This window comes from Pseudomonas sp. TWI923 (assembly GCF_039673365.1).
In the GTDB taxonomy this organism is placed as follows: domain Bacteria; phylum Pseudomonadota; class Gammaproteobacteria; order Pseudomonadales; family Pseudomonadaceae; genus Aquipseudomonas; species Aquipseudomonas sichuanensis.
In genome coordinates this window covers 22,156-36,775 of sequence record NZ_JBDJLM010000051.1, presented here as the reverse complement: position 1 = coordinate 36,775, position 14,620 = coordinate 22,156, and the positions used below count along the sequence as shown (strand labels likewise).

The window sequence follows — 14,620 nt, the reverse complement described above, 5'->3', positions numbered from 1 at the left end:
TCTGGTGGTTTTTTTTCCCCAACGTTTCGGGGGGCCCTGCCCCTGCCGCCCCCCGCCGCGGCCCGTCCCCCCGCGATGGTTCATGACTTGCCGGCAGTCTTGCGCCGGCGCGGGGTTGTGGCCTTGGCCACCCCTGGCTCCGCCTTGCGCTTGCCGCCACCCCCACGCTTCTTCTTCCACGGCGCACCCTTGCCTCCCGGCGCGAGGGGTGGGCCGCTGATGTTCAGGCGCATCCCCGCGCAGCGCTGCACCAGCTTGCCCATCCAGGCCGACTGCCGGGCGACGAACTCCTCAAGGCTCATCTCACCGCTTTGCACCATGTCCAGCGCCTGCTCCCAGATGGCCGTGGTGCCGGGGTCGGCGATGGCGCGGGGCACGGCATCGATCAGGCTGAACGCCGCGGGTGTCGCCGACAGCGCCTTGCCATGCTTGACCAGATAACCCCGATCGAGCAGGCCCTGGATGATGCTGGCGCGGGTGGCCTCGGTGCCGATACCGGTGGTTTCCTTGAGCTTCTGCTTGAGCAGCGGGTCATCCACCAGCTTGGCGACGTTCTTCATCGCCTTGATCAGGTCGCCCTCGGTGAACGGCTTGGGCGGTTGGGTCCACAGGTCTTTCAGTTGCAGATCATGCAGCGCGCAGTCCTGCCCTTCGCGCAGGGCGGGCAGCACCTGAGCCGGTGGTGCTTCGCGGCCTTTGGCCGGGGTGAGTGCCTCGGGCAGGGCGCGGCGCCAGCCCGGCTCGACGATCTGCTTGCCCACCGCGCGCAGCGCTTGCCCGGCGCAGTCGAACTCGGCCTGGGTGCGGTCGTATTCGTGGTTGGGCAGGAACTGCGCCAGGTAGCGGGCGCGGATCAGCGTGTAGACCGCCTTGTACTTGGGCGGCAGGCGCGCCGGGTCGCTGGCGGCGGCGGTGGGGATGATGCCGTGGTGGGCGCTGACCTTCTGGTCGTTCCACGCCCGTGAGCGGCGCTGGGGCTCAAGATGCGCCTGCAACGGTGCGAGGCTGGCGTCGGCACGTTGCAGGGCGGCGAGGATTGCTGGTGCCTCGCCGTGCTGGCTGAGCGGCAGGTAGCCGCTGTCGCTGCGCGGGTAGGTGATCAGCTTGTGGGTTTCGTACAGGGCCTGGGCGATGTCCAGCGTCTCCTGGGCGCCCAGGCCGAACTTTTTCGAGCACAGCTCCTGCAGCGTGCCCAGGTCGAAGGGCAGCGGCGCCGCTTCGCGCACGCGCTCGGTGGCAACCTTGAGCACCCGCGCCGTGCCCGCTGCCTGCATGGCGGCGGCGGCCTGCTGCGCCAACGCCTGTTGCAGGCAGCGGCCCTGGTCGTCGCAGGCGTCTTCCGGCGCGCGCCACTGGGCATTGAACACCTGGCCTGTGCTTTCCAGCTGCACGTCGATGGCCCAGAACGGCACAGGCACGAAATCGGCGATGCTGCGGTCGCGGTCCACCACCAGGCGCAACGTCGGGGTTTGCACCCGGCCCACCGGCAGCACGCCCTGGTAGCCGGACTGGCGGCCGAGCAGGGTGAACAGGCGGCTCATGTTCATGCCGATCAGCCAGTCGGCACGCGAGCGGCCCAGGGCCGAGTGGTACAGGCTGAAGGTTTCCTGGCCAGGCAGCAGGCGCCCCAGGGCCTTGCGGATCGAGGCATCGTCCAGTGCCGACAACCACAGGCGCTGGATGGGGCCACGGTAGCGGCAGTGCTCGACCAGTTCGCGGGCGATCATCTCGCCCTCGCGGTCGGCGTCGGTGGCGATCACCAGCTCGCGGGCCTCGCCCAGCAGGCGCTTGACCGCCTTGAACTGGCTGGCGGTCTTGGGCTTGACCGTCATCTTCCATTTGTCGGGGATGATCGGCAGGTCATCGAGGGACCAGCGTTTGTAGCGTTCGTCGTAGCTGTCTGGTGGCGCGGTTTCCAGCAGGTGGCCGATGCACCAGGTGACGCACAGGTCGGTGCCTTGCCAGCAGCCATCGCCACGGCGCTGGGCGCCGAGCACCTTGGCGATGTCTTTTGCCTGGGAGGGTTTTTCGCAGAGAAAGAGGCGCATGGCCGGCAACGCTTCATCGTTGGAGATGGGGCACTAGGATGCGCAAGGCAGGGCGGGCAGGCAAGTTTTATCTGTATGCATGTACAGGTTTTATGCCCGCACCTTTGGCAGGGTAGCCCCAGGCACGGCGTTGGACCTGAGGTCGAGCCCCGTGCGAACTTGGCCCTTCGCCCGTCAGTCGTGTCAGTGGACGATGTCGCTGGGGCGTTTTTCCTACCTGCAACAAGGACGTCAAACAATGCCCGTATTCGATTACAAGCAGCTCGACAGCGCCGCCTCCGGCGCGCTTTACCAGGACGCCATGGCCCTGGCCATGTACGCCTACCATGGCATCGACGACGGCTTTGCCGTCGGCTACCAGCAACATGGCTTCGGCCTTGGCCTGCCGGCCACGCTGGTCAAGGCGTTGATCGGCGGCAGCGACAGCCAGGGGGTGATCCCCGGCATCCCGTGGAACCCCGATTCCGAAGCCAAGGCGCTGGCCCAGGTGAAGGCCGCCGGCTGGACGCCGATCAGCGCCGCGCAGCTGGGCTACAACGGCCACACCGACGCCCGCGGTACCTTTCACGGGGAAACGCCGGGCTACACCAGTGCCCAGGTGGAAATCCTCGGGCGCTACGATGCCAATGGCCAGCTGAGCGGGATCGGCATCGCCTTCCGTGGCACCAGCGGCCCCCGCGAGAACCTGCTGGGGGACACCCTGGGCGATGCGGTGAACGACCTGTTGGCGGCGCTGGGGCCTGCCGGTTATGCCCGCGACTACGCGGCCAAGGCCTTCGATGGCCTGCTCGGTGACGTCGCGGCATTCGCCAAGGCCAACGGCCTGAGCGGCGCCGACATTACCGTCAGCGGCCACAGCCTGGGCGGCCTGGCGGTCAACAGCCTGGCCGACCTGAGCGGTACGCGCTGGGGTGGCTTCTTTGATGACGCGCGCTACGTTGCCTTCGCCTCGCCCACCCAGGCGGCAAACCCTGACAAGGTGCTCAACATCGGCTACGAAAACGATCCGGTGTTCCGTGCGCTCGACGGCACGTCGGTCACCTGGGGCACCCTGGGCGTGCACGACGCTGCCAAGGCTTCGGCCACCGACAACATCGTCAACTTCAACGACCATTACGCCTCGGACGCCTGGAACCTGCTGCCGTACTCCATCGGCAATATCGCCACCTGGCTGTCGCACCTGCCGGCGGCCTATACCGACGGCCTGGGCCGGGTGCTGGACTCCGGCTTCTATCAGTGGACCAGCCGCGACTCGACCATCGTGGTCAGCAACCTGTCCGACGTCACCCGGGGCTCGATCTGGGTGCAGGACCTCAACCGCAACGCCGAGACGCACAAGGGCAGCACTTTCATAATCGGCAGCGAGCAGGCCGACCTTATCCAGGGCGGGCGTGGTAACGACTACCTGGAAGGACTAGGCGGCAATGACACGTTCCGTGACCTAGGCGGTTTCAACCTGATCGACGGTGGCAGCGGCCACGACACCTTGAAGCTCGGCGACGCGCTGGCCAACCTGAGCATTGCCCGTGACGGGCAAGGGACGCTGTACGTGCGCGACGCCGAAGGCGGCATCAGCCTGGTGCGCAACGTCGAGAGCCTGGTGAGCCAGGAGACGAGCCTGGTGTTCTTCAGCAAGGAGGTCAGCCACACGGTTGGCGTCGATGGCTTGCTCTCCAGCGGCAAGCTCAACCTCTACGCCGCCTCGCAAAGCGGCAGCCAGGCGGGCGACACCCTGGTGGCCGGCAAGCAGGGCCAGTGGTTGTTCGGCCTGGACGGCGACGACCGCCTGGTGGGCGGTGCGGGCAATGATGTGCTGGTGGGCGGTGCCGGCAACGACCTGCTCAGCGGTGGGGCAGGGCGCGACACCTTTCTGTTCGACGGCCATTTCGGCCAGGACCGGGTGCTGGACTTCAGCAGCCAGGACCGTCTGGTGTTCATGGGGGTGGACGGTGGCACGGCGTCGCGAGACTTCCGTGATCACCTGAGCCAGGTGGGTGATGACCTGGTGCTGACATTCGGCAAGGACAGCGTGACACTGGTGGGCATTGCCGGGCAGGGCCTGGCGGACGGCCAGATCGTCATCGCTTGATGGAGTGAACCCGTCGCGGCCGGGCGCCGCGGCGGGTTCAGGCCGGGATCAGTATTCCCAGAAGATACGCTGCAGTTCCTTGCTGTCCTGGGTCTTGGTCATGGCGACCATGGCCAGGATGCGGGCTTTCTGCGGGTTCAGGTCGTGGGCCACGACCCAGTCGTTCTTGTCGTCAGGCTGTTCGGCGTTGCGCAGAACGAAACCACCCTGGTTGACGTGGGACGAACGAATGATCTGCACGCCGTTCTTGCGCAGTTCCTGCAGGGCAGGGACGACGCGCGACGATACCGAACCGTTGCCGGTACCGGCGTGGATGATCGCCTTGGCGCCACCCTGGGCCAGGGCCTTGTAGGCGGTGTCGGTGACGTTGCCGTAGCCGTAGGCAATGTCCACGGCAGGCAGGCTGCTGATGGTCTTGATGTCGAACTCGGAGTTGACCGTGTGGCGCTTGGCCGGCAGGCGGAACCAGTAGGACTTGCCTTCCACTACCATGCCCATCGGGCCCCAGGCGCTCTTGAAGGCTTCGGTCTTGATGTTGACCGACTTGCTCACATCGCGGCCGGACTGGATCTCGTCGTTCATGGTCACCAGCACGCCTTTGCCACGGTTCTGCTTGTCGCTGGCCACGGCCACGGCGTTGTACAGGTTGAGCATGCCGTCGGCGGACATGGCGGTGCCCGGGCGCATGGAGCCGACCACCACGATCGGTTTGTCGGTCTTCTCCACCAGGTTGAGGAAGTAGGCGGTTTCTTCCAGGGTGTCGGTGCCGTGGGTGATGACGATGCCGTCGACGTCCTTGCTGTCGGCCAGTTCGGCAACACGCTTGCCCAGCTTGAGCAGGTCATCGTTGCTGATGCTTTCGGAGGCGATCTGCATGACCTGCTCGCCGCGCACGTTGGCGATGTCGGCCAGTTCCGGCACGCCGGCGATCAGCTTGTCGATGCCGAGCTTGGCGGCCTGGTAGGTGGCGCTGTTGGCGGCGCTGGCACCGGCACCGGCGATGGTGCCGCCAGTGGCGAGGATCACCACGTTGGCGAGCTTCTGTTGTTGCTCGGCTTCCTTGGCCGAAACGGAGGTCGGCAGGGCCAGCAGCAGGGCCAGGGTGGCCGGGGTGAAGGCCTTGAGTGCGATGTTGATCATAGTTCTTCTTCTCTCTTCCTAATGAGATGTTCGCTGTGTCGCACCACAGTCAGGCAGATTTCGTACCAGGCCTTACCGTTCGTCGTTTTTCATCTGTAAGCCGTTGATATTCATCATGTGTAACCTGAGTGCGTGAGACTGCGCGGGTTGCCGTCGTTCGGCATCCCGAACAAGCGTAGGAAAAGTGTTCGGTTTTTCGGATAAATTGCGGATAATCTGGCGTGCGTGCTGGCGCTTTGCCTACGTACTGGATTTGACAAACGCGGGACCTGTTTCCATAGTGAGTCACCGCAAACGTTTGCATCCGATAAAAAACACAAAATTCGGAGTCATTTCCATGAAACTGCCGTTCTCCGGTCGTCCGCTGGCCGTCGCTGTGCTCTCTTCGCTGATGTTCGCCCTGCCACTGTCTGCCGCCCATGCCGAGGACGCGCCCAAGGTCGCCCTGGTGATGAAGTCTTTGGCCAACGAGTTCTTCCGCACCATGGAAGACGGCGCCAAGGACTACCAGAAAGCCCATCCCCAAGATTTCGAGCTGATCGCCAACGGCATCAAGAATGAAACCGACACCGGTGAGCAGATCCGCATCGTCGAGCAGATGGTCAACTCAGGCGCCAAGGCCCTGGTGATCGCGCCGGCCGACTCCAAGGCGTTGGTCGCGGCGGTGAAGAAGGCCATGGACAAAGGCGTGGTGGTGATCAACATCGACAACCGCCTCGACCCCGAACTGCTCAAGAGCAAGGGCATCAGCGTGCCCTTTGTCGGCCCCGACAACCGCAAGGGCGCGCGCCTCGTCGGCGATTACCTGGCTAAAGAGAAGCTCAAGGCCGGCGATCAGGTTGGCATCATCGAGGGCGTGCCGACCACCACCAACGCCCAGCAGCGCACCGCCGGCTTCAAGGACGCCATGGAAGCCGCGCAGATGAAGATCGTCTCGGTGCAATCCGGCAATTGGGAAATCGACAAAGGCAACGCCGTGGCCGCCTCGATGCTCAACGAATACCCCGAACTCAAGGCGCTGCTGGCCGGCAACGACAGCATGGCGCTGGGGGCGGTCTCGGCCGTGCGCGCAGCGGGCAAGGCCGGCCAGGTGCAGGTGGTCGGCTACGACAACATCAAGGCCATCAAGCCGATGCTCAAGGATGGCCGCGTGCTCGCCACCCTCGACCAGGCCGCCAGCCAGCAGGCGGTGTTTGGCATCCAGGCGGCGTTGGCGGTGCTCAAGGGCGAGAGGCCTGCCGTGGATGCCGACAATGTGATCCAGACGCCGGTGGAATTGATTACCCAGTGATTGGCTTGTGGGAGCTGGCTTGCCAGCGATCACCGGCGAAGCCGGTGCCATGCACCGAGTTGCCGTCATCGCTGGCAAGCCAGCTCCCACAGGGGGCGTGCTAATTGAACATGTTGGGAGAGATGGCCATGTCAGTACCGGCCAATGAAACCATGCTGGCCGTCAGCGGCCTGGGCAAGACCTACGCCCAGCCGGTGCTCGGCGATGTCACCCTCGAGCTGCGCGGCGGCGAGGTGCTGGCGCTGACCGGCGAAAACGGTGCGGGCAAGTCGACCCTGTCCAAGCTGATCAGCGGCCTGGAAATCCCCACCGCCGGGCAGATGCACTACCGCGGCCAGCCCTACAACCCCGGCAGCCGCGCCGAGGCCGAGCGCCTTGGGGTGCGCATGGTGATGCAGGAGCTCAACCTGCTGCCGACCCTGACCGTGGCCGAGAACCTGTTCCTCGACAACCTGCCCAGCCGCTTCGGCTGGATCAGCCAGAAGCGCCTGCGCCAGCTGGCCACGGCGGCCATGGCCCAGGTGGGCCTGGAGGCCATCGACCCGGACACCCCGGTTGGCGAGCTGGGGATCGGCCACCAACAGATGGTCGAGATCGCCCGCAACCTGATTGGCGACTGCCATGTGCTGATCTTCGACGAGCCCACGGCCATGCTCACCAGCCGTGAGGTGGAACTGCTGTTCACCCAGATCGAGCGCCTGCGCCAGCGTGGCGTGGCCATCGTCTATATCTCGCACCGCCTCGAAGAGCTGCAGCGCGTAGCCCAGCGCATCGCCGTGCTGCGCGACGGCAAGCTGGTATGCGCCGAGCCGATCCAGCGCTACAACAGCAACGAGCTGGTCAACCTGATGGTCGGCCGCGAGCTGGGTGAACACATCGACCTTGGCCGCCGCCAGATCGGCGCGCCGTTGCTCAAGGTCGACAAGCTCAGCCGTGGCGACAAGGTGCGTGAGGTGTCGTTCGAAGTAAGGGCAGGGGAGATCTTCGGCATCTCCGGGCTGATCGGTGCCGGGCGCACCGAGCTGCTGCGCCTGATCTACGGCGCCGACCGCGCCGACAGCGGGCAGATCGCCCTTGGCCTGCCGCCGCAGCCAGTGAGCATCGACTCGCCCAAGGCCGCCGTGGCCGCCGGCATCGCCCTGATCACCGAGGACCGCAAGGGCGAAGGCTTGCTGCTGACCCAGTCGATCAGCGCCAACATCGCCCTGGGCAACCTGGGCGCGGTGTCCCGTGGCGGTGTGCTCGATCGCGACGCCGAGCGCAGCCTGGCCGAACGTCAGATCAGCGCCATGCGCATTCGCAGCGCCGGCCCGACGCAGGCGGTGGGCGAGCTGTCCGGCGGCAACCAGCAGAAGGTGGTGATCGGCCGTTGGCTCGAGCGTGACTGCCAGGTGCTGCTGTTCGACGAGCCCACCCGCGGGATCGACGTGGGTGCCAAGTTCGATATCTATGGCCTGCTCGCCGAGCTCGCTCGCCAGGGCAAGGCCCTGGTGGTGGTGTCCAGCGACCTGCGCGAGCTGATGCTGATCTGCGACCGCATCGCCGTGCTGTCCGCCGGGCGCCTGATCGACACCTTCGACCGTGACCGCTGGAGCCAGGACCAGCTGCTTGCCGCCGCCTTTGCCGGCTACCAGAAACGTGATGCCCTGCTGCACGACGCAGCTCCCAGGATGGACGCATGAAAACCACCCCTCTCGACACTCCGGGCGCCGTGCCCGCCCGCCGCAGCGGCAACTATTATGGCCTGGGCACCTACCTGGGCCTGGCCGGCGCTCTGCTGGCGATGATCGTGCTGTTCTCGTTGCTCAGCAGCCACTTTCTCTCCTATGCCACCTTCAGCACCCTGGCCAACCAGATCCCCGACCTGATGGTGTTGGCGGTGGGCATGACCTTCGTGTTGATCATCGGCGGTATCGACCTGTCGGTGGGCTCGGTGCTGGCGCTGGCCGCCTCCACGGTCAGCGTGGCGATCCTCGGCTGGGGCTGGGGCGTGCTGCCTGCCGCCTTGCTCGGCATGGCCGTGGCGGCGCTGGCCGGCAGCATCACCGGCAGCATTACCGTGGCCTGGCGCATCCCGTCGTTCATCGTCTCGCTGGGCGTGCTGGAGATGGCCCGGGGCCTGGCCTACCAGTTCACCGACTCGCGCACCGCCTACATCGGCGATGCCTTCGCCTGGTTCTCCAACCCCATCGCCTTCGGCATTTCGCCGGCCTTCATCATTGGCTTGCTGGTGATCGTGCTGGCCCAATTGGTGCTGACCCGCACGGTGTTCGGCCGCTACCTGATCGGCATCGGCACCAACGAAGAAGCCGTGCGCCTGGCCGGCATCGACCCGCGCCCGTACAAGATCCTGGTGTTCGCCCTGATGGGCGTGCTCGCAGGCCTGGCCGCGCTGTTCCAGATTTCCCGCCTGGAGGCCGCCGATCCCAACGCCGGGGCCGGCCTGGAGCTGCAGGTGATCGCCGCCGTGGTGATCGGCGGCACCAGCCTGATGGGTGGGCGCGGCTCGGTCATCAGTACGTTCTTCGGGGTGCTGATCATCTCGGTGCTGGCCGCAGGCCTTGCCCAGATCGGTGCTTCGGAGCCCACCAAACGCATCATCACCGGGGCGGTCATCGTCATCGCCGTGGTGCTCGACACTTACCGTAGCCGGCGTGCGAACCGGCGGAACTGATAAAACATGGCCACCATCAAAGATGTCGCGGCACTGGCGGGTATTTCCTACACCACCGTGTCCCATGTACTGAACAAGACCCGTCCGGTCAGCGAACACGTGCGCCTGAAGGTCGAGGCGGCGATCGCCGAGCTCGACTACGTGCCCAGCGCCGTGGCCCGCTCGCTGAAGGCCCGCAGCACCGCCACCATCGGCCTGCTGGTGCCCAACAGCGTCAACCCGTACTTCGCCGAGCTGGCACGGGGCATCGAGGATGCCTGCGAGCGCAACGGCTACTGCGTGATCCTGTGCAACTCCGACGACGATCCGCAGAAGCAGCGCAGCTACCTGCGCGTGCTGCTGGAAAAACGCATCGACGGCCTGGTTGTCGCCTCGGTGGGCGAGGAGCGTGACCTGCTCGACAGCCTGGCCTGCGTGCGCACGCCCATGGTCATCGTCGACCGCGCGCTGGACGGCGTCGAGGCAGACCTTGTGCGGATCGATCACGAACACGGCGCTTACCTGGCCACCCGCCACTTGCTGGAGCTGGGCCATCGCGACATCGCCACCATCGCAGGCCCGGTGGACACCGGCGTCAGCCAACTGCGCCTGGCCGGTTTCCGTCGGGCCATGGCCGAGGCCGGGCTACGCATTGCCGCCGGCCATGTGTTGCACAGCGACTTCACCAGCCCCGGAGGCCATGCCGCCGCGGCACGGCTGCTCGATGGCCAGCGGCCGACGGCGATCTTCGCTGGCAACGACATGATCGGCTTTGGCGTGCTGCGCGCCGCCGCCGAACGCAATATCAATGTGCCAGGCGAGCTGTCGGTGATCGGTTTCGACGACATCGAACTGAGCCGCTATGTGTACCCGGCGCTGACCACCGTCGGCCAGTCGATCCGCGAGCTGGGCGAGAGCGCGGCGGCGCTGCTGCTGTCGCGCATTGGCGCTCCGAGCTGTGGGGCGGTGGAGCAGCGCATCGTCGCGCCGCGCATCGTCCTGCGCGAATCCACCGGGCCGCGCCCGGACCTGTTCAACGATTACCGTTAAGGAATGCCCATGGATGCCAAGGTGGTAGTGGTCGGCAGCCTCAACATGGACCTGGTGGCCCGCGCCCAGCGCCTGCCACGGGGCGGTGAGACCCTGGCCGGTGACAGCTTCTTCACCGTGCCCGGCGGCAAGGGCGCCAACCAGGCCGTGGCCGTGGCCCGGTTGGGCGCCAGCGTGGCGATGGTCGGCAATGTGGGTGACGATGCCTATGGCCAGCAGCTGCGCAAGGCGCTGGAAGTGGAGGGTGTCGACTGCCGGGGCGTCGGCATCTGTCCGGGCGTTTCCAGTGGCGTGGCGCTGATCGTGGTGGATGCCGCCAGCCAGAACGCCATCGTCATCATTGCGGGTGGCAATGGCTTGCTCACTCCTGAGTCGGTGCAACGCTTCGACGCGTTGCTGCAGCAGGCCGAAGTGATCATCTGCCAGCTTGAAGTGCCTGCCGAGACCGTGGCCTGGACCCTGGCGCGCGGGCGCGAGCTGGGCAAGACCGTGATCCTCAACCCGGCGCCGGCCACCGGCCCGCTGCCGGTGGGCTGGTACGCCCAGGTCGACTACCTGATCCCTAACGAAAGCGAGGCCGAGGCGCTGACCGGGGTGGCGGTGACCGACCTCGACAGTGCTCGCCGTGCTGGCGAGCAGTTGATACAGCTGGGGGCTGGGAAGGTGATCGTCACCCTGGGTGCCCAGGGTGCATTGTTTGTCGACGGGCAGGGCGACAGGCACTTCCCCGTCGCGCCGGTCAACGCGGTGGACACCACGGCGGCCGGTGACACCTTTGTCGGTGGCTTTGCCGCCGGCTTGGCCCGTGGCCTTTCGCTCAACGACGCAATCGTTTTCGGGCAGCGTGCAGCGGCGTTGTCGGTTACCCGCGCGGGTGCCCAGCCTTCGATTCCCTATCTGCGGGAGCTGGCGCCATGAAGAAGACGCCGCTGCTGAACATTGCCCTGTCACGGGTTATTGCCGGGTTGGGCCATGGCGACATTGTGGTGATCGGTGATGCCGGTTTGCCGGTGCCGCCAGGGGTTGAGCTGATCGACCTGGCGCTGACGCCGGGGATTCCCGACTTCGCCAGCGTGCTGCGGGTGGTGTTGAGCGAGATGCAGGTGGAGCGGCATGTGCTGGCCGAGGAAATCATCCAGGCTGCGCCGCCGGCGTTGGTGGAGGTTGAACGTTTGCGTGGCGAGGGGGTGATCGGCCCGTGCCAGTTACTGACCCACGCTGAATTCAAGGTGTTGTGCCAGCAGGCCCGGGCCGTGGTGCGCACGGGTGAGTGCAAGCCTTACAGCAATATCGCCCTGGTGGCGGGCGTCACTTTCTGAAGCCTTGGTGGTAATGCCGCTGCCTAGCTATCTACAACCCTTGTGGGAGCGGGTTTACCCGCGAATCAGGCGCCGCCGATGCATGGCACCGGCTTCGCCGGTGTTCGCGGGTAAATCGCAGCGGCGAACCGCCGCTCCCACAGGGGGGCGATAAGTTCAAGCAATTGGAGAAAGGAAAACCCAATGTTCAAACGCCTGCTGCAAGGAGCCGTGCTCATGTCCGCGCTAGCCACCACCACCGTCATGGCCGCCCCGCGTGACCTGATCATCGACACCGACCCCGGCGCCGACGACGTGGTCGCGCTACTGCTGGCCATGGCTTCGCCTGACGAGCTGAAAATCCGCGCCATCACCACGGTCGCCGGCAACGTGCGCCTGGACAAGACCTCGCGCAACGCCCGGCTGGCCCGTGAATGGGGTGGCCGTGAAGAAATTCCGGTCTATGCCGGGGCAGGGCGGCCGTTGGTGCGCGCGCCGATCTATGCCGCCAATGTGCACGGTGAAGAAGGGCTGACCGGTATCCAGGTGCATGAGCCGAAACAACCCTTGGCCAAAGGCAACGCCGTGCAATACCTGGTCGATACCCTGGGCGCCGCCGAGCCCCACAGCATCACCGTCGCCATGCTCGGCCCGCAGACCAACCTGGCCCTGGCGCTGATCCAGAAGCCGGACATCGCCAGGGGCATCAAGGAAGTGGTGGTCATGGGCGGCGCTCACTTCAACGGCGGCAATATCACCCCGGCGGCCGAGTTCAACCTGTATGCCGACCCGCACGCCGCCGAGGTGGTGCTGGCCAGTGGCGTCAAACTCACTTACCTGCCGCTGGACGTCACCCACAAGCTGCTCACCAGCGATGCACGCCTCAAGCAACTGGCGGCGGTGAACAACAAGGCCAGCAAACTGGTGGTGGATATCCTCAACGCCTACATCAAGTTCGACATGGACACCTACGGCATGCCTGGCGGCCCGGTGCACGATGCCAGCGTGATCGCCTACCTGCTCAAGCCCGAGCTGTTCAAGGGACGGGACATCCACATGGTGGTCGACAGCCGTGTGGGCCCGACTTTTGGCCAGACCGTCGCCGACTGGTACGGCGTGCTCAAGCAGCCCGCCAATGTCACCTGGGTGGAGGAGGGCGACGCACAGGGCTTCTTCGACCTGCTCAGCGCGCGCCTGGCTCGATTGCAATAGCAGCCTGTGGCGCGTGGCGTTCCAGTACCTGCTCGATGAAGCTGCGCGCCGCTTCACCACCGCGGTCGCGCACCAGCAGATCGATGGCGATCAGTACCAGTTCTTCGGGCGAACCCGGGCTATAGGCGCTCTGGCCTTCGTCCCATTTGACCTTGATGTCGGCATCGATGCTGTGGTTGCTCATGAAGCGTTCTCGCTGGGGCCTGGGCTGAGGAGTCGAATACCGGGTCCTGGCGTTCGAGGGGGAGGCGTTGCGCACTCCACTGTTTGCAGTAAATCATGCCTTGGTCACCTTGGCCCTGCGACTTAGGCATAAGGGCGGCGCCAGGGTGAACCAGTGGTTCGGTGCAAAATCCCGTCACGATTGCCCTTCGCGTCTACGGCCGGGTTCAGGCAGAATCTTGCAGTTTTGCAACAATCAGTTTTAGGGGCTGTCGTATTGGGCAGTTCCCACGATCGATTAGGAGGATTCATGTTCCGTACCCGCGCTTCCCTGGCGACCCTGTTGCTGGCCACCGTTCTTGCAGGCTGCAGCACCGGCGGCACCTCGGGTGGCACCGCCGCACCTGCCTCCCCGGCCGGCAACGATGGCCGCTGCGAAGCCAGTGGCGCCGATTTCACCGTTGGCAAGCCGGCTACCGCGGAGTTGCTCGAGCAGGCGCGCAAAGCCAGTGGCTCGCAGATGGCGCGCATCCTCAAACCCCACGACATGATCACCCTGGAGTATCGCTCCGAGCGCCTGAACCTGAATGTCGATGACAAAGGTGTGGTCACCCGCGTCAACTGCGGCTGATGGTGCTCGCGGGGCAAGTCGCATCGCGATGAGACCTGCAAGGGCGATGGCGCCTTTTCGCAGCCAATAAAAAACCCGCCACAAGTGGCGGGTTTTTTACAGCTATCCGAATTACTCCGGACGAACCTGTGCAGCCTGCATGCCCTTCTGGCCTTTCTCGGCGACGAAGGAAACAGTCTGACCTTCTTTCAGGCTCTTGAAACCGTCGGTTTCGATGGCCTTGAAGTGTACGAACAGGTCGTCGCCGCCGCCTTGTGGGGTGATGAAGCCGAAGCCTTTTTCATCATTGAACCATTTGACGGTGCCGGTTTGGCGATTGGACATGGGATGAATCTCCAGAAACATGATTTTTTTTCGAGGTGCGATGTGGCCAAGGCTACAGGGGCACCGGCTACATCATAGTCTAATTCTGCGGATCAGGCGCCTATTACCTTCGCACTATGTCGATAAAGCGTAAATGAAGGGGGTCAAGGCCGCATAAAACGCAGCTATTTCAGCTTTTTCGGGTTGCAGGCGGCCTGCACGGCGGCCTGGGCACGGTGCATCAGCTTGGCGTCGACACCGTCCGAGCTGTCGAGGTCCTTGATCTCCTCGTTGGTAAAGTTCTTTTTGATGGCCTGGGCGCCGCAGGTACAGTGCTCGGTCGCCGTCGCGGCGTCGACGCCTTGCGCCTTGGCTGTTTCCTGGCACTGGGCCATGTAGTTGGTCTCCTTGCCCGCCGGGAAATCGCCCGCAGTGGCAGCCAAGGGCAGCAGCAGGGCGCTAACGGCGCAGGCGGCCAGAAGGGAGGGAAGTCGCATAACCGGATACTCCTTGGGTTAAGGTCTCATCAAGAGTAGGTTGCTTCAGAAGGTCTGATAGGAAATTTTCCGTACAAGTTCACCTGGCAGGGACACTTGCCAAAATTTTCTGCCGACCCCTCTAGCCCCGTGCTAGCATGGCTCCCTTGCGGTATGCCTGTGGCAGCCGCATTTCTTTTTATACCTCCAGTCACTCTGGTTCGCCCCTGACCGGCCGAAAGGTCTCTGCCACTGTGAGGCAGGCTT

The 14,620-nt window shown here is 65.0% G+C and carries 14 protein-coding genes; 9 read left to right on the top strand and 5 right to left on the bottom strand.

Features of this window, described 5'->3' with window-relative positions; translation table 11 throughout:
* Positions 1-80 precede the first annotated feature (80 nt).
* Positions 81-2,048 (bottom strand): DNA topoisomerase III, encoded by a 1,968-nt coding sequence (locus tag ABE459_RS18325; RefSeq protein ID WP_323828661.1) that lies wholly within the window; start codon positions 2,046-2,048, stop codon positions 81-83.
* 238 nt (positions 2,049-2,286) lie between these two features.
* Between ABE459_RS18325 and ABE459_RS18320 the strand changes: the two genes are divergently transcribed.
* Entirely contained in the window at positions 2,287-4,137 is a 1,851-nt protein-coding gene (locus tag ABE459_RS18320) for a polyurethanase (RefSeq protein WP_323828663.1), read from the top strand.
* Between the two features lie 48 nt (positions 4,138-4,185).
* On the opposite strand, the gene ABE459_RS18315 is transcribed toward ABE459_RS18320, so the two are convergent.
* Entirely contained in the window at positions 4,186-5,274 is a 1,089-nt protein-coding gene (locus ABE459_RS18315) for an asparaginase (protein ID WP_189654572.1), read from the bottom strand.
* Between the two features lie 340 nt (positions 5,275-5,614).
* On the opposite strand from ABE459_RS18315, the gene ABE459_RS18310 reads away from it, so the two are divergent.
* The 7 genes from ABE459_RS18310 (at position 5,615) to ABE459_RS18280 (ending at position 12,781) form a co-directional block, all read left to right on the top strand.
* Positions 5,615-6,568 (top strand): sugar ABC transporter substrate-binding protein, encoded by a 954-nt coding sequence (locus tag ABE459_RS18310; RefSeq protein ID WP_323828665.1) that lies wholly within the window; start codon positions 5,615-5,617, stop codon positions 6,566-6,568.
* A gap of 128 nt (positions 6,569-6,696) precedes the next feature.
* The gene (locus ABE459_RS18305; RefSeq protein ID WP_125464745.1) at positions 6,697-8,250 is read left to right on the top strand and encodes a sugar ABC transporter ATP-binding protein; all 1,554 of its coding nucleotides are present in this window, start codon (positions 6,697-6,699) and stop codon (positions 8,248-8,250) included.
* Positions 8,247-9,242 (top strand): ABC transporter permease, encoded by a 996-nt coding sequence (locus ABE459_RS18300; protein ID WP_125464744.1) that lies wholly within the window; start codon positions 8,247-8,249, stop codon positions 9,240-9,242. Before ABE459_RS18305 ends, ABE459_RS18300 begins: the two co-directional genes overlap by 4 nt.
* A gap of 6 nt (positions 9,243-9,248) precedes the next feature.
* Complete coding sequence (locus ABE459_RS18295; protein ID WP_125464743.1) at positions 9,249-10,271, top strand: LacI family DNA-binding transcriptional regulator; 1,023 nt, start codon at positions 9,249-9,251, stop codon at positions 10,269-10,271.
* A gap of 9 nt (positions 10,272-10,280) precedes the next feature.
* Complete coding sequence (gene rbsK, locus ABE459_RS18290; protein ID WP_323828668.1) at positions 10,281-11,189, top strand: ribokinase; 909 nt, start codon at positions 10,281-10,283, stop codon at positions 11,187-11,189.
* Positions 11,186-11,590 (top strand): D-ribose pyranase, encoded by a 405-nt coding sequence (gene rbsD / locus ABE459_RS18285; protein WP_323828670.1) that lies wholly within the window; start codon positions 11,186-11,188, stop codon positions 11,588-11,590. The genes rbsK and rbsD overlap by 4 nt, the downstream gene beginning before the upstream one ends.
* 183 nt (positions 11,591-11,773) lie before the next feature.
* A complete protein-coding gene (locus tag ABE459_RS18280; RefSeq protein ID WP_323828672.1) occupies positions 11,774-12,781 on the top strand; it encodes a nucleoside hydrolase in 1,008 nt (335 codons plus the stop codon).
* On the opposite strand, the gene ABE459_RS18275 is transcribed toward ABE459_RS18280, so the two are convergent.
* A complete protein-coding gene (locus ABE459_RS18275) occupies positions 12,753-12,965 on the bottom strand; it encodes a hypothetical protein (RefSeq protein ID WP_125464739.1) in 213 nt (70 codons plus the stop codon). The genes ABE459_RS18280 and ABE459_RS18275 overlap by 29 nt on opposite strands.
* Before the next feature lie 288 nt (positions 12,966-13,253).
* Here ABE459_RS18275 and ABE459_RS18270 point away from each other — a divergent pair, with 288 nt between their 5' ends.
* Positions 13,254-13,574: an I78 family peptidase inhibitor gene (locus ABE459_RS18270; protein ID WP_323828674.1), complete on the top strand. Its 321-nt coding sequence runs from the start codon at positions 13,254-13,256 to the stop codon at positions 13,572-13,574.
* Positions 13,575-13,685: 111 nt separating this feature from the next.
* On the opposite strand, the gene ABE459_RS18265 is transcribed toward ABE459_RS18270, so the two are convergent.
* Both ABE459_RS18265 and ABE459_RS18260 read right to left on the bottom strand, forming a co-directional pair.
* Positions 13,686-13,898: a cold-shock protein gene (locus tag ABE459_RS18265; protein ID WP_007956027.1), complete on the bottom strand. Its 213-nt coding sequence runs from the start codon at positions 13,896-13,898 to the stop codon at positions 13,686-13,688.
* A gap of 164 nt (positions 13,899-14,062) precedes the next feature.
* Positions 14,063-14,374: a hypothetical protein gene (locus ABE459_RS18260; protein ID WP_323828693.1), complete on the bottom strand. Its 312-nt coding sequence runs from the start codon at positions 14,372-14,374 to the stop codon at positions 14,063-14,065.
* Positions 14,375-14,620: the final 246 nt, after the last annotated feature.